Here is a 19,148-nt window from a genome sequence, read left to right as displayed (position 1 = left end):
TTTTAGATATAATCCACGTAATTATGTAAACACAAAAGAGGATATTTATGCTGTTTTTTACCCCAGAATCTACGACAGTTTCAGAGCTTGTCCGTAGAAATTTTGACGGTACAGCAAGTCGTGTTTATCATGAGACCTATTTTAAAACAATGTTGAACAAAGAAGAAAAATGATATTTGAACATGAAATCCCAAGTGGGAGCCGCCTTTACTTTGGTGAAAGTGCCAAGCTAAAAAGAGAGATAGAGTATGTGGCAAGCCAAACACTTGACGGACTTGGATTTGAAGAGATAGTTACACCACTTTTTTCATACCATCAGCATGAGTCTTTTGATGACAAAAAGCCACTGGTACGACTCAATGATGAAGAGAACTATGAAGTGACTCTGCGTGCAGACTCTACAGCAGATGTTGTACGTATCGTTACCAAAAGACTTGGTAGAAGTACAGAGTCTAAGAAGTGGTTCTACATCCAACCAACGGTTACATTTCCAACTAAAGAGCAGTATCAAATAGGTGCTGAAGTGATAGGTGGAAATTTTGAGAAGATGGCAGAAACAACAGTTTCACTTTTAAAACAGATCGGTGTCGAGCCAGTGATGCAGATAGCAAATATCCGAATACCACATCTTTTAAATGAAAAATATGGTGTTTCCCTTGAAGTATTGAAGTCAATGCATGTTGAGCAGATCATGAATGCAGACTTACCTTGGATCGAGCAACTTGTACGACTTAACTCTGTGAATGATCTGAATGATCTCAGTGCATTCCCTGATGACATCAAAGAAGAACTTGAAAAGATAAAAGAGGCTACAGAAAAAATAGAGTATAACAAGATGGTTATCTCTCCACTCTTCTATGCAAAGATGAGGTATTATGACTCTTTGACATTTAGAATGTTTGAAGATAATAGTCTTTTAGCTATGGGTGGGATCTACACTATAGACGGTGTAGAAGCAGCAGGATTTGCACTCTATACAGATGAGTGTATTAGTAATAAAATGAAGAGGGAAAAATAGATGAGTAAAGCAGATTTGATTGTAGGTCTCCAGTGGGGAGATGAAGGAAAAGGAAAGATCGTTGACCATATGGCACAAACACATGACTATGTATGTCGTTTTGCCGGTGGACACAATGCAGGACATACCATCGTTATCGGCGATAAAAAGTATGCGCTTCATCTTATTCCTTCTGGTGTACTTAACCCTAGTGCTAAAAATATCGTAGGAAACGGTGTTGTGCTTTCTCCTAAAGATTTCATCAAAGAGATGGAGCAGTTTGATAACCTTGAAGGAAGACTTTTCCTTTCAGATAAAGCACATGTACTTTTACCTTACCATGCACTCATTGACCAAGCCAAAGAGCGTATGAAGGGCGATAAAGCTATCGGTACCACAGGTAAAGGAATTGGACCTGCCTATGGTGATAAAATTGCAAGAGTGGGACATAGATTGGGTGAGTTACTTCAGCCTGAAAAGCTTACTGCGAAGATCGTTGCTTATTTTGAGATGAACAGACCTGTCTTTGATGCTATGGGTGTTGAATTACCAACAGAGGCAGAGCTTTTAGCAGAACTGGAAGGCTACAAGGCAGTACTTGGTAACTTTATCACAGATACGACACAACTTATGTGGAAGATCATGGATGAGGATAAGAAGATCCTTCTTGAGGGAGCACAGGGTACGATGTTGGACATTGATCATGGAACATATCCTTATGTAACATCTTCATCAACTGTAAGTGCCGGTGCATGTACTGGTCTTGGGATCAATCCTAAAGATCTGGGAAAAGTGACGGGTATCGCTAAAGCATACTGTACAAGGGTAGGAAATGGTCCTTTCCCAAGTGAAGACTTTGGAGCAGAGGGTGACAGACTTCGTGAAAATGGACATGAGTTCGGTACAACGACAGGAAGACCAAGAAGATGTGGTTGGTTCGATGCTGTAGCTATGCGTCATGCTGTTCGTGTTAATGGTGTTGACCAGGTAGCACTAATGAAACTAGATGTGCTTGACGGTTTTGATGAAGTTAAAGTATGTGTAGCTTATGAAGTAGATGGTAAAGAAGTTGACTATGTACCTTATGACCTTGAAGATGCAACACCAGTTTATAAAAGTTTTCCAGGTTGGGATAAAACAGAAGGTGTAAGAGAATTTGACAAGTTACCGGAGACTGCAAAGTCATATATCTCGGCACTAGAAGAGATGATAGGGACTAGAATGGGAATTATCTCAACCAGTCCAGAAAGATTAGATACAATAATAAGATAAATAGCACTAGTGCTATGAGCTTTCTGCTGAAGAAAACTTAGCGTTAGCAATCAAGACTTCAAAAAGTGCATTATTGCACCTTTGGAAGCCTTGACAGTCATCCGGGCTTTGCCTAGATGGCGTTTAATTAGATAAAATAAGGGGTAGTAATGAGATTAAAACCACAACAGACAGGATATGTAGCAGCGAAGATCGGGATCGATCTAGCCAATGCACCTTTTATCACTATGCCTAAAGGTAAAGAAGCAGTAGTTGTAGCGTGTAAGAAGATCATTGATGAAAATCTTGCTAAAGAGCATGCTTTAGATGAAAAAGTAAAAAAGATCCTTGATGAAAATTATGATGAGATAGAGTTTCAACATGCAGATGAGAGACAACTTTTCTTTATGATCAAAAAGAAAATGGCTGCAGAACATGGTGTCATTATGAATTATGATGACCGTTATAATGACTTGGCACACCTTATTTTAGATGAGTTGTATGAAAACTATTTAGCTGAATATGATGTTAATGAAAACCAAGTCAAAAATGTTATTTTTAAAGCGTTTAAAGCATTTGCAGATGCGTATGATGAAATAGATGATATTGTGTATGATAAAATTAAAGGTATGCAAAAAGAAGTTATACCTGGATCTCAGGATTATGAACTTCTTTACGAAAGATTTTATCAAGAAGAACTTTCTAAGAGAGGTATGTTGTAATGAACAAGGTTTCTTTATATTTTGAAAATGGATTGATGCTTGAAGCCAAAAGCTTTGGTGCAGAGGGAACATCAGTCGGAGAGATCGTTTTTAACACTTCTCTTACAGGGTATCAGGAGATCGTTACAGATCCTTCATATGCTGGACAGTTTGTAACATTCACCATGCCTGAGATTGGTAATGTAGGTTGCAATGCACAAGATATGGAAAGTAAAGGTGCCCACTGTAAAGGGATCATTGTACGTTCTTACCAAGATAGACCTTCTAGCTTTAGATCTGAAGAGACACTAGATGCATTGTTGAAGAAAAATAATGTTCTTGGTATCACAGAGATTGATACTAGGTTTATCACGAAGATGCTTAGAGAAGAGGGTGCTATGATGATGGTAGCTTCTACTGAAGTACACGATAAAGAGGCACTTAAAGAAGTGTTGGAAACATCACCACGTATCGAAGAAGTAAACTATATTGAAGAAGTGAGTACTAAAGAGTCTTATGTCCATGCTGAAGCACGTTACAGTACAGATACTTTTACCTATGAGACGCCTCAAACGAGAAAGAAGATCATTGCACTTGATTTTGGTATTAAAAGAAATATTTTAAATGAACTTACACATGCAGGAATGGAAGTAACAGTTGTACCTAACTCTATGTCTGCTGAAGATATCATCTCTAAAATTGATGCTAAAGAGATTGATGGAGTATTCCTTTCAAATGGACCTGGTGATCCACTTATTTTAAAAGATGAGCAAGAGAAGATCAAAAAACTTATTGCTCGTAAAGTACCACTCTTTGGCATCTGTCTTGGACATCAGTTACTTTCCATCGCTCATGGATATGACACATACAAACTTCAGTTTGGTCACCACGGTGGAAATCATCCAGTGATGAATGCCATGACAAATACTGTGGAGATCACGGCACAAAATCATAACTATAATGTTCCAGACAACATTACAGAAGTGGCTACAGTGACGCACACAAATCTGTTTGATAATACCATTGAGGGACTTAAATATAATGACTCTCCAACTATGTCAGTACAACATCACCCGGAAGCTAGTCCTGGACCACATGAAAGTGCATATATCTTTGGCGAATTTGCGAAGATGCTTTAAATAAGCGTTGAGCGTTGAGCGTTCAGCGTTCAGATATTGATTATGATATTTGCAATCTAAAATATTTGAATGAATAACAAGGAAATTTAATGAATATAGCTATTTTATTTGGTGGATCAAGCTTTGAACATGAGATAAGTATCGTCTCTGCTATTACCATGAAAAAAGTACTTAAAAAAAGTACTTTAACATACATTTTTGTAAGTCCAGATAGAGAATTCTATCTCATTGATACAGATAAAATCAATTCTAAACTTTTCTCTTCGGGTGAATATAAAAAATCTAAACAACTCACACTGAAAAAAGGTGGTTTCTTCATAGATGGCATGTTCGGAAGTAAAGCAGTAGATCTTGATGTAGTACTTAACCTAATACACGGTAGAGACGGTGAAGATGGCAAAATAGCTTCTATGATGGAGTTTTTTAATCTTCCTTTTATCTCTCCGCGTATGGAAGCTTCAGCACTCTCTTACAACAAACTCTATACTAAATTCCTTGCAGAGAGTTTAGGTGTAAAGACAGTAGCTTATGAATACATCTCAAAGAGTGATGAGCGAAAGATCACTATGGCATACCCGGTTATTATTAAACCAGTACGTCTAGGTAGTAGTATTGGTGTAAGTATCGTTAAAAATGAAGTGGAACTTGATTATGCACTTGATGTTGCATTTGAATTTGATACAGATGTAATTATTGAGCCTTTCCTTGAGGGTGTAAAAGAGTATAATCAAGCCGGATCTTATACAAATGAATGGGAACTTTCTATCGTAGAAGAGCCACACAAAGAGGAGTTTTTGGACTTTGATAAAAAATATATGGACTTTTCACGTGATTCACAAGTGCTTGCAGCCGATATCTCTGATGACCTGAAAGTAAAGATACAAGAGAGTTTTAAAAAGATCTATGACTCACTTTTCAAGGGAAGCATTATTCGTTGTGACTTTTTTGTTGTTGAGGGTGAAGTGCTTTTAAATGAGATAAATCCTATCCCCGGATCTATGGCAAATTATTTATTTCCAGATTTTGAAGGGATGATTTCCAGGCTCACTAAGTATTTGCCAAAAGAACAAAATATAAGTGTGGATTACCAATATATTCACTCTATCCAAAGTGCAAAAGGGAAAGCATAAAACCTCTTTTATAAAGGTTTAATTAGGAGTAAATAACTCTTACTTAAACCTCTAAACCTATCGTTCAGTAGGTGATTAGCTACAATTCCTCTCATTTTATTAACATTCAGTTAACAAATCTTTTTTAGACCAAGAATTTTAAGCTCTATATGTGAAAAAAAAACCTATAATAAAAGTCGAATGTTGTCAAATAATGTCAAAGTTTGTCATTTTTCAACAACATAGAATTTTTATAAGGGGGTATGCATGCAATCAAACGCAGCATTAGAATACGACTATACCGTAGCAAAATTGTTTACTTTTACAACAATTTTATTTGGTATATTAGGTATGATTATCGGTACGCTTATCGCGGCACAACTAGCATTTCCAGACTTGAACTACTTACTTGGTGAGTATGGAACATTCTCAAGGTTAAGACCACTTCACACAAATATAGTAATATTTGGATTTACATTGAGTGGGGTTTTTGCAACATTCTATTATGTAGCACAAAGAGTACTTAAAGTCTCTATGGCAGAGTCTAAATTTATCATGTTTATTGCTAAATTTCACTTTTGGCTCTATTTCGTAGGAGCACTTATCGCGGTTGTAACACTTTTGTTAGGTTATTCTCAAGCGAAAGAGTATGCACAGTTCGAATGGCCAATAGATATCGTAATTGTTATCGTTTGGGTTCTTTGGGGTGTAGCAATGTTCGGTCTTATCGGTATTAGAAGAGAAAAAGCACTTTATATCTCTATGTGGTACTACATCGCATGTTTCCTCGGTATAGCTATGCTTTACCTTTTCAACAACATGTCAGTACCTACATACTTCGCTTCTGGCGGACTTGGTAATATCATGCACTCAGTTTCTATGTACTCAGGTACAAATGATGCACTCGTACAATGGTGGTATGGCCACAATGCAGTTGCATTTGGATTTACTGTGCCTATCGTTGCAATGATCTATTACTTCCTTCCAAAAGAGTCTGGTCAAGCGATCTACTCTTATAAACTATCACTTCTCTCTTTCTGGGGATTGATGTTCGTTTACCTTTGGGCTGGTTCACACCACCTTCTATGGTCAACAGTTCCAGATTGGATGCAGACTATGGGATCAGTATTCTCAATAGTACTTATTCTTCCATCTTGGGGTTCAGCGATCAACATGCTCCTTACTATGAAAGGTGAGTGGAACCAGTTAACTGAAAACCCATTGATCAAATTTATGGTACTTGCATCTACATTCTATATGCTTTCAACACTTGAAGGTCCTATTCAAGCGATCAAATCAGTAAATGCAATTGCGCACTTTACAGACTGGATCCCTGGACACGTTCATGATGGTGTACTTGGTTGGGTTGTATTTATGATCATGGCTGCACTTTTCCATATGGCTCCAAGAATGTTCAAAAGAGAAATCTATTCTAAAAAAATGTTAGAAGCACAATTCTGGCTTCAGACAGTAGCAGTTGTTCTTTACTTTACTTCTATGTGGATCGCAGGTATCACACAAGGTATGATGTGGAGAGCAGTTGATGAGTATGGTAACTTGATGTATAGTTTCATCGATACGGTTACAGTACTTCACCCTTACTATGCGATCAGAGCACTTTCAGGAGTGTTATACCTTATTGGTTTCTTGATGTTCGCTTACAATATGTATAAAACTATGACTTCTTCTAGAGAGCTTTCTGAAGAACCACAGTTTAGATCACCTATGGCATAAGGAGGTAGGTTATGTTTCATTGGTTAGAAAAAAATCCATTCTTCTTCTCTGTAGGAGTATTTATAGTTATCGCGTTTGCAGGTCTTATCGAGATCCTGCCTAACTTTGCTGAAGCATCAAGACCGGTAGTAGGGCTTAAGCCTTATACTGTACTTGAGCTTGCAGGTAAAGAAGTCTATAAAAAAGACAACTGTTTGTCTTGTCATTCACAACTTATCCGTCCATTTAAAGCGGAGACTGACAGATATGGTCAGTATTCACTTTCTGGTGAGTATGCCTATGACAGACCATTCCTTTGGGGTTCAAAAAGAACAGGCCCGGATCTTCACCGTGTAGGTAACTACAGAACAACAGACTGGCATGAAAACCACATGTGGGAGCCTACAGATGTAGTTCCTGGTTCAATTATGCCGGCATATAAGCATCACTTTACAAATCTTGCTGATATCGAAACAGCATATGCTGAAGCGGTTACAGTAAAAAATGTATTTGCAACACCATATGGTGATGAATTCCAAGCTACAAAAGCGGCTTGGGAAGCGCATAAGCCTAAAGTATTGGCAGATGCAAAAGCTATCACTGCAGATATGAAAAATAAAGATGTTAAAGAAGCAGTTGCAGCAGGAAACATTCCTGAAGTAGTTGCACTTATTGCATATTTAAATAGATTGAAGTAGTGAGAAGAGATGGATATTAGAGAACTTCAAGGCTATGCAAGTTTCTTTATGACCATTTTTCTAGTGGTGATTTTGTATTGGTATATCATATACCTCTACAGAAGTGAAAAAAAAGGTGAAAAGGACTATGAAAAGTTAGGAAATATTGCTTTAGATGATGAGATCGACAGCAAGCCTATAGATACTAGTTCTGTAACCCCAAGTGAAAAAAAGGAGCAAGATAAATGAATGCGTTAATGATAAAAGGACTTCTCTTTGCAGCGATCCTTATCGGTGCTACGATTTATGTAGTGGAGTCGATGAACATTGATTTGAGTGACCCTATCAATATGATTACGATGATCGGTGCTGTAGCTATTGCAGTAATTACAGTATCTGTAGCTATCAAATATATCAACCAGATGAAAACAGATACGGCAAGTGGTGAACTTGCTGATGAGAACTGGGATGGTATCGGTGAGTATAAAAATGAACTTCCTAGCGGATGGGCATACTCATGGTTAGGAACGGCGATTTGGGCGATGTGGTATATGATCTCAGGATATCCTGTAAATGCGTTTAGCCAGATCGGTCAATACAATGAGGAAGTAAAAGCATACAATGCAAAGTTTGAAGCGGTACATAAAAATGCAGATGCAGCAACACTTCAACAAATGGGTGAGTCTATCTTCTTAGTGCAGTGTGCACCATGTCACGGTGCTACAGGTGATGGTCTTTCAGGTAAAGCACATGACTTTACAAGTAGAATGGGTAAAGCACAGATCTTAGATGTGATCAAGAATGGTTCAAACCAACTTGGTTACCCAATGGGTGCTATGCCACCTATGATGGCGCAAGGTGCAGATGCTGAAGCTATTGCAACATATATCGCTGGCGGAATGAAGGGTGAACAACCTGCATCATTTGCTGCATGTGCAAGTTGTCATGGTGCAGATGGTAAAGGCATGGCTGGAATGTCACCAAATCTTGCAGAATATGATGCTACACTAGTACATAATACATTGCAAAACGGTAAGAAGGGTGCATTGGGTACCATGCCTTCATTCAAGACTATGATCACACCAGTACAAGAAAAAGCATTGACTGTTTATATTCAGTCATTAGTAAACTAAGGAGCTTAGAATGGCAGAAAATACAAACAGAGGCGTTTTTGGCCTCCACGGTGTAACAGGTATGTTGATAGCAACTGTACTTTTGTTAAGCATCCTTGTAGTTTTGACTATATGGGGTCTTGGTGTACAACAAAAATCAGCAACTCATTTTTATGACCCAACACCTATTACAGGTAGTTTGGATAATGTAAAAGCGAATAGTAAAGACAATGCAAATTTTGCATTTCAAGATGCTAAATAATTCATAAAGGATAAATAATGATTAAAATTATGGATAAAGTATTAGGCTTGACTTTGGTTATTTTTGCTGCTTATACACTATGGGCAGTACTTACACCTAACCACCTTTTCATAGGATAATTTATGTTCAAAGCAAAAGTAAGGTTCGCCTTGCTTGCTTTGTTACTTCCATTTCTACTGAATGCAACACATATTCTCAAAGATGACATTTTAAAACCTGAAGCTTCAAAACTGATTGAAGAGATGGCAGATGAGTTACTCTCAAAAACTGGGATAAACGGATATGTTATTGCAACCAATGAAAATTTCCCTGAGAGGTTTAATTTGGTGACTTATAGTAAGAAGTATGAAGAAAAACTAAGCAAGCCATACGTAATGTTGATATTTGCACCTAATGCAGTGATTACGACTAAATCTGGTGAAAAAGGGAGAGTTGCACTCATACCTTCTTCAAAAGAGATAGCAACACTTTATGATAAAAGTGATGTCATGGATGCAACGATAGATGTGATAGCAGTTAAAGATAAAAATACTATAGAAGATAAACATAATATCGGAGTATTACAGGGGTTCTCTGAACTAGCAGATCAGATAGCTGCATCAAAAGATATTGAGATGACAACAACTCTTCCAAATGAAACACGACTAATTGTGGGTATTTTGGAAGTCATTGTTCTGATCGGAGCAGCATTGGTATTCTGGATGTTTATATTCAGACCGATATATATGAGGATAAAAAATGGCAAACAATAAAGAGAAAACATATTGGCCACACATGATATTGGGCTTTCTTGCTTTGGGTATTACATTGAGTTACTGGACAGTGAAGTCTGCTTCCTCTATGCCTGTGCAAGAGTCCAATAACTTTATGTTGAAATATCAGGTAGCAGATATGAATATCAATGAAATTATAGAAAGAAAACAGGCATTTGATAAACACTATACTATCAATATAAAAGACGTAGAGACTATGGAAATGAAAGACAACATTCATAGCAAGCGTAAAGAAGTGGATAATGTAAAACTGGTGCAAGGACTTAATGTATTCAATTATACTATAGAAGCAAAAGATGGTACTAGTATTAAAGATGCTAATGTGACTTTTTTATTGACACAACCACATAGTGTGAAAGAAGATAAATTGGTTGAAAATATTCCATTTGTTAATGGTAAATTTCATGTTAGTGATATTAACATCAGTAAACCAGGTAGATATACATTACAGTTAAGAGCAAAAGTAGGAGAAACCATAGGTTATTCTGAAACAGCTGCATATTTGAAACCATAGTAAAGTATTTGTAGGGCAGGGTGTCCTCACCCCGACCTACGGTTATAATATGCTATACTATCCCCCATGAATCAACTCCATATATACCCTACATCAAGAGCCTTAAGAACAGTAAGTTCACAGCATAAAGAGCAAGATGGATTTCTTCCTGCACTCATGCGTATGGATGAGTTTGAGCATCGTGCAATACTTATAGAGAACAAAATACAAATAGACCCCCTACAGCGTATTTTACTGTTAAGAGAAGCAGCAAGTTTTCAAGCACTTGAAGATCTGAAACTCAACCTTGAACTGGTACGTTTTTTTACAAAAAGTGATGCCTTATTTAAATTTTTTGAAGAGTTGGCAGGAGAGCAGATAAGCTTTGAGATTTTAGCACAGGCAGATGCCTATGCAGAGTTTGAAACACATCTGGCAATATTGGAAAGACTTTTAGAGAACTATAGAAACCTTCTTGATGCACAAGGGTTTACCGATAAAGCTTTTATTCCAAGTTCATACAGACTTAATGAGGGTTTTTTAGAAATTTATGACACAATAGAGATACATTTAGAAGGGTATTTGAGTCATTTTGAGTTAGAACTTTTAGAAAATGTTGCACAGCAGACACAGTTGACTATACACTATACAACTTCTAAATTTAATATGAAGATGCAAGAACGGTTTGAATCTATGGGAATTGTTTTACCTAATCATAAACACGTTAGTTTTTCTATGACAGATAAAAAAGTGATTAGTGCAGTGAATAATGATATAAAGATCAATGCTAAGGTATATTCAGTTGAAGAAAAAGAAGAACAGATAGCTCTTGCCTTCACACAGATAGAGCATATAGTAAATGATGGTATAGCTCCTGAAGAGATAGTCCTTATCTTACCAGATGAGAGTTTTAAAGAACACTTTACCCTTTTCGATACACACAATAATCTAAACTTTGCAATGGGCTATGACTATAGTAAAGGACGTATCTATAAATCTCTTGAAGCACTTTATGGACATTGGCAAAACTTTGACAGTGACAGTAAATACTTGTTAGAACGGTATGGATTTAATCTTGAAGAGGTAGAAAAATTAACACCCACAAAACAATGTAGTGTAGAAGTGTTTTTCTCACTTATTGATAGATTGAAATTGTTGGATACTCCTTTGAAGGGTGGAGAGAAAAAAGAGAAATACAGTGCACATGTGCAAGAAAAATACTTGCACTTCTTGAAAATATTTGACACGCAAGCATTAAGCCAAAAAGAGTGGCTCTTCTTATGGCTCAAAGCACTCTCTAAAATCACTATAGATGATGTCAGAGGCGGTATGATTACCGTAATGGGTGTACTTGAAACCAGAGGTGTAAGTTTTGAAGGTGTGGTCATCGTAGATTTTAACGAAGGCATTGTTCCTGCAACTTCAAGTAAAGACCAGTTTCTAAACTCTTCAGTACGTGCCTTTGCAAATCTACCTACAAAAAATGATAGAGAAGCTTTACAAAAGCAGTACTATAAACGTCTATTGGAACAAGCGCAAAAAGCAGTTATTCTTTATAGTACCTCTGACAACAAACTACCCTCAAAGTTTCTCTATGAATTAGGGTTAGAAACTACAGTGGTAACCCAAGCACAATTAAATCTACTCTATAATCAACCCTTACAACTTACAGAAGAAAAAGACCCTGTAGTTGAACAGTTTAATGCACATGATATCGTATGGTCAGCATCAAAACTCAAAACGTATTTGGAGTGTAAACGTAAGTATTATTACCGATACATTCAAAAGATACAAGCAAAACCAGATGATGAACTTAATGAAGGTGCATTTTTACATAGTCTCTTAGACCATTTGCATAGAGAAAAAGACTCTTATGACAGCAAAGAAGAGATGAAAAAAGGTATAGATATTCTTTTAGATAAATTATTACCTTTTGATGATGCTAAAATAGTCTACCAAAAATTACTATGGAAAGAGAAATTAAAAGGTTTTGTCTCTTCACAAATAGAACATTTCAATGCAGACTGGAAAGTAGTAGAAAGAGAAAAAGAGTTTCAAGGGGACATAGGAGGACTACGTTTCAAAGGACGCATAGATCGCATAGATCAGAATGCTACAGATACACTTGTGCTTGACTATAAAAGTGGACAAACCAAAGAAGCCAATAAAACGAAGAATCTAGAGAAACTGACAGACTTTCAAATGAGTATTTACCAGCAAATGCTCAAATCTAAATATCAAAATATCAACCTTGCTTTTTTAAAGATATTTGAAAATGGAGAGGTTGAAGAAATCACCGTATTGGAAGAAAAAAATGAATTGCTGTTTGAACATATTATAGAACTCAAACAGACTAAAAGTTTTGTAGCAAGTAAATGTGAGGATCTGCAAAAATGTAAATATTGTGAGTTTACTTTGATGTGTGAAAGAGGGGAGTACTTATGAGTTTCAAACCATTTCTAGCCTATTCCGCCTCTGCAGGTTCAGGTAAAACCTTTGCACTTTCTGTACGGTATATCTCTTTACTTTTTATGGGTGAATCGCCTAGTAGCATATTGGCAGCAACATTTACCAATAAGGCAGCAGCTGAAATGCGTCAGAGAGTAGTGGACTCTTTGCGTGGGTTGGCGAATGAGGAGAATAGAGCGTTTACAGATGCTATCTGTGTAGAGACTGAACTTTCTCGAAATGAACTATTGGTAAAGCAACCAGAAGTGTTGACCAGGTTTTTGGCCAGTAGTTCTTACATTGTGACACTTGACAGCTTTTTCTCTTCTATTTTGCGTTCTGCCTCTTTGGAGTTGGGGCTTGAACCGGACTTTGTGACTAAAGAGCAAGGTGAAGATGAGTTGGAGAAACATTTTCTTGAAGAGGTGCAGGCTGAGGGTTTACTCTCTTCTCTTGTAAAACTTGCAATGGATATAGAAGATAAACGTTTTGGAAAGATCTTTGATCTCATGCAGAACTTTTACAAAGTAGATCCACTTTTGCCAAAGCAAGAGGAACTGTCATTCTCTTTAGAGAAGCAAGAAGAAGCTTGTGAAGTCTTACGACTAAAGATGATCAAAGCACTTAGTGATGCAGGAGCGGCAGAACGCTGTATGAAGCAGTTTGATACAAAGAGTATCAATGTGTTATTTGCTAAAGGGCTTTTTGAAAAGGAAACACTGGGAGAGCATGCTTGGTTTAAAAAAGTAGCCAATGATGAAATAGAAGGACTTTATGCATTTCTCAAGAAGGAGTTGTTACTTTGGACAAAAGCAAAAGAGTCCATTGTTTTGCATAATCTTTTTAAAATCTATGATTATTACAGAAATGCAAATATCACCAATGCTAAAACCTCAGGTGTACTTAGTTTTGATGACTTGACTTATTTTACTTATAGGCTTTTGCATGAGAGTATCTCTAAAGAGTTTTTGTATTTTAAAATAGACTCTAAGTTCAAACATATACTGCTTGATGAGTTTCAAGATACTTCAACGTTGCAGTTTTTACTTCTTAAGCCACTTATAGATGAGATATTTGCTGGACATGGACAGAGTGAGTTTAAGTCTTTCTTTTATGTAGGTGACACCAAGCAGTCACTTTACCGCTTCCGTGGTGGGGTAGAAGAGCTATTTGATAAAGTAGCAGAAAATTATGCTGTGAACATTGAACAAATGGATACCAACTACAGAAGTTCTAAAAATGTAGTAGAGCAAGTCAATCGATGGTTTGAGCCTATTATGGAAGGGTATGTTCCTCAGAAGAGTAAAGTAGGAGCAGCTGAGGGGTATGTAGAGGTCTTAGAATCAGAAGAGCTTATAGATGATGCAGTGCAGCAAGCCAAAAAGCTTTTAGAATTGGGTGTGAACGTAGATGATATCGCTTTTTTGGTTAGTACAAACAAAGATGGACAGACATTACAGGAAGGTTGTCAATCTGAGAAGATACACACACTGCTAAAAACTTCCAGTTCTTTGAAAAATATACCGCATATTGCAGCACTGGTTGCGATGGTATCTTACCTCTTTTATGGTGAGAAGATAGATGCACAGGCATTACTTTTAAAAGTGGGTAGGTCTTTGTATGAAGTAGATACAACTTGGTTTTCTGCTTTTATGTCCCCTCTACAAGTAGTTGATAGGCTTGTCCGAGAATTTGGATATTTTGATAATGACTTGAACATATTGAAACTTTTAGAGTTTGCATCAAGTTTTTCTGATATTCCTACATTTATAGAAGAGTTCCAAAGTTCGTCCATCTCTGTGGCAGCCAACTCTGTACATGGAGCAAAGATCATGACAATACATGGTTCTAAAGGATTGGAATTTAAGTATGTCATTTTATTGGATAAGCTCACGCGTCCAAATAGTGATAAGGCCGCACTGATTTACCACTATAATGATAATTTGTATATAGATAAAATACTTTATCGTACTAAAGGCAGAGAAAACTTTGATGCAGAGTATGCTTCCATTATGGAGGAGCGAAAGGCTTCAGCGCTTAAAGATAGAAAAAATGTACTTTATGTGGCGTTGACGCGTGCAGTGGAAGGGCTTATAGTGATCAAGAAGCCTAAAGATTCTATTTTTGATGAGATAAATATAGGAGCAATGAGCGTAGGCTCATTAAGCGTTGAGTGTTCAGCGTTGAGCGTTCAGGAAGAGCATGAGCAAACTTCATCTGTGGTTATTTCTAACTATGGAACACAGGAAGTATCAACCCATGAAGATGATGAAGAGAAAGACTATGAGGCTATCTTATTTGGTACGGCTTTGCATTATGCTTTAGAGATGTTGGGTAGTTTTGATGAAGTGAATTTACGTTCAGCGATGATCTCATTACAGAATCGTTATGGACAACAATTGGATGTTGATAGTATAAACCAAATAGAACAGCGTATAGAAAATTTGATAAAAAATAAAGATTTTCAGAAAATACTTAATGGAGCAAAAGTAAGTAAAGAGCAGTCACTTAGTTTTGAAGGAGAGTTGAAGCAGATAGATTTACTTTTAGAGTATGATGATCATTGTTTAGTTGTCGATTATAAGAGTTCAAAAAAGTATGCGTTGAAACATCAAAATCAAGTAGGGTATTATAAAAAAGCCATAGTCAATATCACAGGAAAAAGAACGGAAGGGATGATCATTTATCTTTTAGAAGAAGGAATAGAACTCTTAACCTTAAATTAACTTTAATTTAAATAAATTTTAAGGTTAAGTGGGTATTATTCGTCCACAAAAGAGCTAAGGCTCTCATTTTAACAAGGATTCAACATGAAATTAACATCAGTTCTTAAACCTGCTGACGTACAACGTGACTGGGTTTTGATCGATGCAGAAGGTAAAACTTTTGGTCGTATCTTAACTGAAGTAGCAACACTTCTTAGAGGTAAACATAAACCATCATTTACACCAAATGTAGATTGTGGTGATTACGTAGTTATCATCAATGCAGAAAAAGCGAAATTCTCAGGTGCTAAACTTGAAGATAAAGAGTATTTCACTCACTCAGGTTACTTTGGTTCAACTAAAAGTAAAAAACTTGGTGATATGTTAGAAAACCATACTGAAAAACTTTTCAGATTGGCTGTTAGAGGTATGCTTCCAAAGACTACTCTTGGTAGACACATGCTTAAAAAACTTAAAGTATATGCTGGTGCTGAACACCCACATACTGCACAAATCAATAAGGGAGCGTAAGCATGGCAACTATTTATGCAACAGGAAAAAGAAAAGCGGCTATCGCTAAAGTTTGGATGACTCCAGGTAACGGTGAAATGCTGATCAACGGTAAAACACTTGATCAATGGTTAGGTGGACACGAAACACTTAAAATGAAAGTGAGACTTCCATTAGAGCTTACTAAGCAATTAGATTCTATGAATATTAAAGCAACTACACTTGGTGGTGGTTATTCTGCTCAAGCAGATGCTCTTAAGCATGGTATCACTAAAGCGTTGGTTGAGTTTGAACCATCGTTTAGAGCAATTCTTAAGCCAATGGGTCTTCTTACTAGAGATAGTAGAGTTGTTGAGCGTAAGAAACCAGGTAAGAAAAAAGCGAGAAGATCTCCGCAGTTTTCAAAAAGATAGTCGGTACTTTTCGACTTCTTTTTTCCAAGGTTTCCTTGGTACCTTTTTGCAAGAGTTTACTCTTGCAAAACCTTATCTATCCTATATTTGGATTTACCAAATAATAACTCCCTATAAACAAAATAACAATAATCAGAAGATATTTTACAGCAACAGCCGTAAAGCTGACTACTTGGCATCCTGTACATGAGATGACTCTGCTCGCTTCATATTTTGCATAAGCAAAATAGGCAACAACTAAAACCAGTGATGCGATCGTAGCAAAAATATCATATTTATACATAGAACTTAGTGTCTCTTTAGTAAAATCAAAAAGTGGTGAAAAAAGTGTCAGTCCTTCAAAAAAGAGAAGTTTTGACATCATACTTTTGAAATACTCTCTTTTAGAGATAGTTGAGTTGGCATTAAATTCACCTGCTGCTCCGGAAATAGAGAGGTTTTTCTCAACACGTTTTCTATTTTTTTTATCTAATTTATTTGCAAAAGTGCCACCAAAAGTATAATCAAATTTTCTTTGCAGTAAAAAACCATATTTGCCTTCAGCACTCATGGAGTGTTGTGCACCAGTTCTATCCTGATAGACAAAACTTATCTTTTCGTGGCGAGGTATCTCTTCTTCTATGTTAGGTAAATAGAGAGAAGTTTCAAGGGAGGTGGTTTTCCCTTTGACCTTGAGTACACGTGGATTGATAAACTCTTGCCAATTTCCTTGGGGATCTTTAACGACAACAACAGAACGGGGAACTGCTATTTGTATGGCAGCTAACCCCTCTGCATTGTGAGATTCTATCGTATCTTTCATATCATCTATAAGTGTGAAAAGTTCATCATCAAAATGTCGTACATCTGCTGAAGCAATGTTGATCCGTTCATCAGGATAGAGAATGAGTTCTTTAACCATGTGGTGCCTTTATGTATTGGAAGTTTTGTTCTAAAGTAGGGAATATATAGAAAAGGTTATTGCAAAATTAAACTTTTGTATGTATTCCCAAGCAGGAGCTTGGGAAGGATATCTTAGTGGTGACTCTTTATGATCAACATAGTCATTCTAAAGTTGATAGCGATAAATCTAACAATTTGCCAGAGTACGCATGTTCTCATGAATTTTTGAAATCCCATTGGCATCATTGTACCAAATTGTGGGCTATATGGTTCGATATGATTTAAATGTTTTGACATATTAATTTCCTTTTTTATTATATTTTACTATGTTTTGCCTTCACGGCTTCGCTTTCACTATAACCGTTATGGTTCCGAAGCTAAAAAAGCAAAGCAGTTTGCTTTTTCATTACGCTTCTCATCTACTCTGGAATTAAAGTCCAACCTGGCTTAAGTTTTGCTTTCCAAATAAAGACATGGTGAAGGATATGTTTAACCCAGTGTGCTGCTAAACCTAGCTCACCTGTAGTTCCGTTCATATCTCTACCTACACCTGGATATTTTTCAAAGTCAGGAACGATCGGGTAAACAGTCATTGCTGCTGCTGTTCCTGTAAAAAGACCTTTACCAGCTGAAGCAACACATGCTGCTCCCATTTCCGCCATACACGCGGTATGTGTTGGTTCTGTAGCACCATTTGCCATCATATCTACAACACTTTGGGCAACAGCTTTACCCATCATTGCTGAAGGCATACCTGTTCTTGGAGGTGTAGGGTTGATCGGTGTTCCGTTTGGTGAGCTCATAGGTTTAGAGATCGTATGTGGTGGTGCAAAAGCAATACCTACCGCAAACATATTATTATATGTTGGGTTTTGAAGCGTTCTTGGCCAGTCAGATGCCTTCCAGTTCTCATAAGCACCAGCATCATATTTTGCATCCACTTTCATAAATCCGTTTGGTGCGAAGATAGTATCTGTGATATCAGCACCATCTTTAGCGAAAGCTTTAAGACCTACACCGGCAAATGGAGGAATAAGCATTGCAAAATCAAACTCTTGCTCATCCATCTCACCGTCAAGTGATTCATAGGTTACTTTACCTGCTTCAACGTTGTTTACGTGAGCACCCAAGATCCAGTCCATACCTCTTTCAGCATAAAGTGACTCAGCAAATACTTTACTTGAAGTTGCATAGCCACCCATACTGAAGTGGATACCACCCATACCGAAGTCACCTAGGAAAGATTCATTCGTGATGAAAGTGATATCAGCCATATCTCTTACACCTTTTTCTTTCAGTGTATGTTCGATGTTGAAGATATATTCAAATGCAGCACCTTGACACGTACACATACCGTGACCTGTACCGATAAGGAATGCTTGTCTTTCGCCTTTTTTCATCTTTTCAACACATGCATCAAGCTCAAGAGCAGCATGGATAGCGTGGTCTGCTGTACATACAGAAACAGTATGCTCCCCAAGTCCGCCTTTCCCGTCACTAAGTCCTGGAGTTGCACCGAAGTTTAGTTTTGGTCCTGTTGCATTGATGAGGTAATCATATGTAATCTCTTCAGTTTGACCCTCTTTTCCTTGACCTGTATATTCCATAGTGATATAAGCGTTATCACTGTCAGCATTTCCTTCCGGATGAATAGAAACAGCTTTTGCCTGTCTAAAGTCAATCCCAGCTTTTTCATATACTGGAGCAAGAGGGAAAGTAACCTCTTCTTTTGACATTTCACCTACACCTACCCAGATGTTAGATGGAATCCAGTTCCATAATGCATTTGGCGTAACAACCACTACTTCGTGCTCGTTCCCCAGCCATTTTCTTGCAAATGATGCAGCAGTGTGTCCAGAGACCCCACCACCCATAATTATCAATCGTGCCATAGCTTTCCTCCATGTTAAAATATTGTTCGTATCAATTCTAGGATAACATCATTTAAATCTAAATTAATTCT

General features: G+C 37.1%; 19 protein-coding genes. 17 read left to right on the top strand and 2 right to left on the bottom strand.

Annotation, left to right across the window (positions count from 1 at the left end; translation table 11 throughout):
• The first annotated feature begins 47 nt into the window (after nt 1–47).
• The 17 genes from ACLHDG_RS12835 (at nt 48) to rpsI (ending at nt 16,303) form a co-directional block, all read left to right on the top strand.
• Nucleotides 48–173 carry a hypothetical protein gene (locus tag ACLHDG_RS12835; protein ID WP_415406645.1) on the top strand — a complete coding sequence of 42 codons (126 nt, stop codon included), beginning with the start codon at nt 48–50 and terminating at the stop codon, nt 171–173.
• Nucleotides 170–1,018 (top strand): ATP phosphoribosyltransferase regulatory subunit, encoded by an 849-nt coding sequence (locus tag ACLHDG_RS12830; RefSeq protein WP_415406644.1) that lies wholly within the window; start codon nt 170–172, stop codon nt 1,016–1,018. The genes ACLHDG_RS12835 and ACLHDG_RS12830 overlap by 4 nt, the downstream gene beginning before the upstream one ends.
• Complete coding sequence (locus tag ACLHDG_RS12825; RefSeq protein WP_415406643.1) at nt 1,019–2,269, top strand: adenylosuccinate synthase; 1,251 nt, start codon at nt 1,019–1,021, stop codon at nt 2,267–2,269.
• 149 nt (nt 2,270–2,418) lie between these two features.
• Nucleotides 2,419–2,970, top strand: a complete 552-nt coding sequence (locus ACLHDG_RS12820; protein ID WP_415406642.1) for a DUF507 family protein — start codon at nt 2,419–2,421, stop codon at nt 2,968–2,970.
• Nucleotides 2,970–4,088, top strand: coding sequence for a glutamine-hydrolyzing carbamoyl-phosphate synthase small subunit (carA, locus tag ACLHDG_RS12815; RefSeq protein WP_415406641.1), 1,119 nt, complete (start codon nt 2,970–2,972; stop codon nt 4,086–4,088). Before ACLHDG_RS12820 ends, carA begins: the two co-directional genes overlap by 1 nt.
• Nucleotides 4,089–4,177: 89 nt before the next feature.
• Complete coding sequence (locus ACLHDG_RS12810) at nt 4,178–5,218, top strand: D-alanine--D-alanine ligase (RefSeq protein ID WP_415406640.1); 1,041 nt, start codon at nt 4,178–4,180, stop codon at nt 5,216–5,218.
• A 246-nt stretch (nt 5,219–5,464) separates the two neighbouring features.
• Nucleotides 5,465–6,931, top strand: a complete 1,467-nt coding sequence (gene ccoN / locus ACLHDG_RS12805) for a cytochrome-c oxidase, cbb3-type subunit I (protein WP_415406639.1) — start codon at nt 5,465–5,467, stop codon at nt 6,929–6,931.
• Between the two features lie 11 nt (nt 6,932–6,942).
• Nucleotides 6,943–7,608 carry a cytochrome-c oxidase, cbb3-type subunit II gene (ccoO, locus tag ACLHDG_RS12800; protein ID WP_415406638.1) on the top strand — a complete coding sequence of 222 codons (666 nt, stop codon included), beginning with the start codon at nt 6,943–6,945 and terminating at the stop codon, nt 7,606–7,608.
• A gap of 9 nt (nt 7,609–7,617) precedes the next feature.
• Nucleotides 7,618–7,836 (top strand): cytochrome c oxidase, cbb3-type, CcoQ subunit, encoded by a 219-nt coding sequence (locus ACLHDG_RS12795; protein ID WP_415406637.1) that lies wholly within the window; start codon nt 7,618–7,620, stop codon nt 7,834–7,836.
• Nucleotides 7,833–8,720: a c-type cytochrome gene (locus ACLHDG_RS12790; protein ID WP_415406636.1), complete on the top strand. Its 888-nt coding sequence runs from the start codon at nt 7,833–7,835 to the stop codon at nt 8,718–8,720. The genes ACLHDG_RS12795 and ACLHDG_RS12790 overlap by 4 nt, the downstream gene beginning before the upstream one ends.
• A 10-nt stretch (nt 8,721–8,730) precedes the next feature.
• Nucleotides 8,731–8,961, top strand: coding sequence for a DUF4006 family protein (locus tag ACLHDG_RS12785; protein ID WP_415406635.1), 231 nt, complete (start codon nt 8,731–8,733; stop codon nt 8,959–8,961).
• Between the two features lie 122 nt (nt 8,962–9,083).
• Complete coding sequence (locus ACLHDG_RS12780; protein WP_415406634.1) at nt 9,084–9,713, top strand: hypothetical protein; 630 nt, start codon at nt 9,084–9,086, stop codon at nt 9,711–9,713.
• Nucleotides 9,700–10,248 carry a hypothetical protein gene (locus tag ACLHDG_RS12775; RefSeq protein WP_415406633.1) on the top strand — a complete coding sequence of 183 codons (549 nt, stop codon included), beginning with the start codon at nt 9,700–9,702 and terminating at the stop codon, nt 10,246–10,248. Before ACLHDG_RS12780 ends, ACLHDG_RS12775 begins: the two co-directional genes overlap by 14 nt.
• 66 nt (nt 10,249–10,314) lie before the next feature.
• On the top strand, nt 10,315–12,672 hold the full coding sequence (locus tag ACLHDG_RS12770) for a PD-(D/E)XK nuclease family protein (protein WP_415406632.1): 2,358 nt from the start codon (nt 10,315–10,317) through the stop codon (nt 12,670–12,672).
• A complete protein-coding gene (locus tag ACLHDG_RS12765; RefSeq protein WP_415406631.1) occupies nt 12,669–15,401 on the top strand; it encodes a RecB-like helicase in 2,733 nt (910 codons plus the stop codon). The genes ACLHDG_RS12770 and ACLHDG_RS12765 overlap by 4 nt, the downstream gene beginning before the upstream one ends.
• 84 nt (nt 15,402–15,485) lie before the next feature.
• Nucleotides 15,486–15,911, top strand: a complete 426-nt coding sequence (rplM, locus tag ACLHDG_RS12760) for a 50S ribosomal protein L13 (RefSeq protein ID WP_415406630.1) — start codon at nt 15,486–15,488, stop codon at nt 15,909–15,911.
• Between the two features lie 2 nt (nt 15,912–15,913).
• A complete protein-coding gene (rpsI, locus tag ACLHDG_RS12755; RefSeq protein WP_415406629.1) occupies nt 15,914–16,303 on the top strand; it encodes a 30S ribosomal protein S9 in 390 nt (129 codons plus the stop codon).
• Between the two features lie 76 nt (nt 16,304–16,379).
• Here the strand turns inward: rpsI and ACLHDG_RS12750 are convergent, their stop codons facing one another.
• Nucleotides 16,380–17,204: a peptide deformylase gene (locus tag ACLHDG_RS12750; protein WP_415406628.1), complete on the bottom strand. Its 825-nt coding sequence runs from the start codon at nt 17,202–17,204 to the stop codon at nt 16,380–16,382.
• Nucleotides 17,205–17,604: 400 nt separating this feature from the next.
• Nucleotides 17,605–19,077 (bottom strand): NAD(P)/FAD-dependent oxidoreductase, encoded by a 1,473-nt coding sequence (locus tag ACLHDG_RS12745; RefSeq protein ID WP_415406627.1) that lies wholly within the window; start codon nt 19,075–19,077, stop codon nt 17,605–17,607.
• Between the last annotated feature and the right edge of the window lie 71 nt (nt 19,078–19,148).

Origin of the sequence: Sulfurovum iocasae, assembly GCF_047716765.1 — a bacterium.
GTDB lineage: Bacteria > Campylobacterota > Campylobacteria > Campylobacterales > Sulfurovaceae > Sulfurovum.
This window is presented reverse-complemented; position numbering and strand designations above follow the sequence as displayed.

What these genes read in the sequence shown, in the direction of transcription:
- ACLHDG_RS12810 (WP_415406640.1), top strand. Translation starts at nt 4,178, where the DNA reads ATGAATATAGCTATTTTATTTGGTGGATCAAGCTTTGAACATGAGATA.
- carA (WP_415406641.1), top strand. Translation starts at nt 2,970, where the DNA reads ATGAACAAGGTTTCTTTATATTTTGAAAATGGATTGATGCTTGAAGCC.
- ACLHDG_RS12765 (WP_415406631.1), top strand. Translation starts at nt 12,669, where the DNA reads ATGAGTTTCAAACCATTTCTAGCCTATTCCGCCTCTGCAGGTTCAGGT.
- ACLHDG_RS12820 (WP_415406642.1), top strand. Translation starts at nt 2,419, where the DNA reads ATGAGATTAAAACCACAACAGACAGGATATGTAGCAGCGAAGATCGGG.
- ACLHDG_RS12790 (WP_415406636.1), top strand. Translation starts at nt 7,833, where the DNA reads ATGAATGCGTTAATGATAAAAGGACTTCTCTTTGCAGCGATCCTTATC.
- ACLHDG_RS12795 (WP_415406637.1), top strand. Translation starts at nt 7,618, where the DNA reads ATGGATATTAGAGAACTTCAAGGCTATGCAAGTTTCTTTATGACCATT.
- ACLHDG_RS12830 (WP_415406644.1), top strand. Translation starts at nt 170, where the DNA reads ATGATATTTGAACATGAAATCCCAAGTGGGAGCCGCCTTTACTTTGGT.
- ACLHDG_RS12780 (WP_415406634.1), top strand. Translation starts at nt 9,084, where the DNA reads ATGTTCAAAGCAAAAGTAAGGTTCGCCTTGCTTGCTTTGTTACTTCCA.
- ccoO (WP_415406638.1), top strand. Translation starts at nt 6,943, where the DNA reads ATGTTTCATTGGTTAGAAAAAAATCCATTCTTCTTCTCTGTAGGAGTA.
- ACLHDG_RS12750 (WP_415406628.1), bottom strand. Translation starts at nt 17,204, where the DNA reads ATGGTTAAAGAACTCATTCTCTATCCTGATGAACGGATCAACATTGCT.
- ACLHDG_RS12835 (WP_415406645.1), top strand. Translation starts at nt 48, where the DNA reads ATGCTGTTTTTTACCCCAGAATCTACGACAGTTTCAGAGCTTGTCCGT.
- ACLHDG_RS12770 (WP_415406632.1), top strand. Translation starts at nt 10,315, where the DNA reads ATGAATCAACTCCATATATACCCTACATCAAGAGCCTTAAGAACAGTA.
- ACLHDG_RS12785 (WP_415406635.1), top strand. Translation starts at nt 8,731, where the DNA reads ATGGCAGAAAATACAAACAGAGGCGTTTTTGGCCTCCACGGTGTAACA.
- ACLHDG_RS12745 (WP_415406627.1), bottom strand. Translation starts at nt 19,077, where the DNA reads ATGGCACGATTGATAATTATGGGTGGTGGGGTCTCTGGACACACTGCT.
- rplM (WP_415406630.1), top strand. Translation starts at nt 15,486, where the DNA reads ATGAAATTAACATCAGTTCTTAAACCTGCTGACGTACAACGTGACTGG.
- ACLHDG_RS12775 (WP_415406633.1), top strand. Translation starts at nt 9,700, where the DNA reads ATGGCAAACAATAAAGAGAAAACATATTGGCCACACATGATATTGGGC.
- rpsI (WP_415406629.1), top strand. Translation starts at nt 15,914, where the DNA reads ATGGCAACTATTTATGCAACAGGAAAAAGAAAAGCGGCTATCGCTAAA.
- ccoN (WP_415406639.1), top strand. Translation starts at nt 5,465, where the DNA reads ATGCAATCAAACGCAGCATTAGAATACGACTATACCGTAGCAAAATTG.
- ACLHDG_RS12825 (WP_415406643.1), top strand. Translation starts at nt 1,019, where the DNA reads ATGAGTAAAGCAGATTTGATTGTAGGTCTCCAGTGGGGAGATGAAGGA.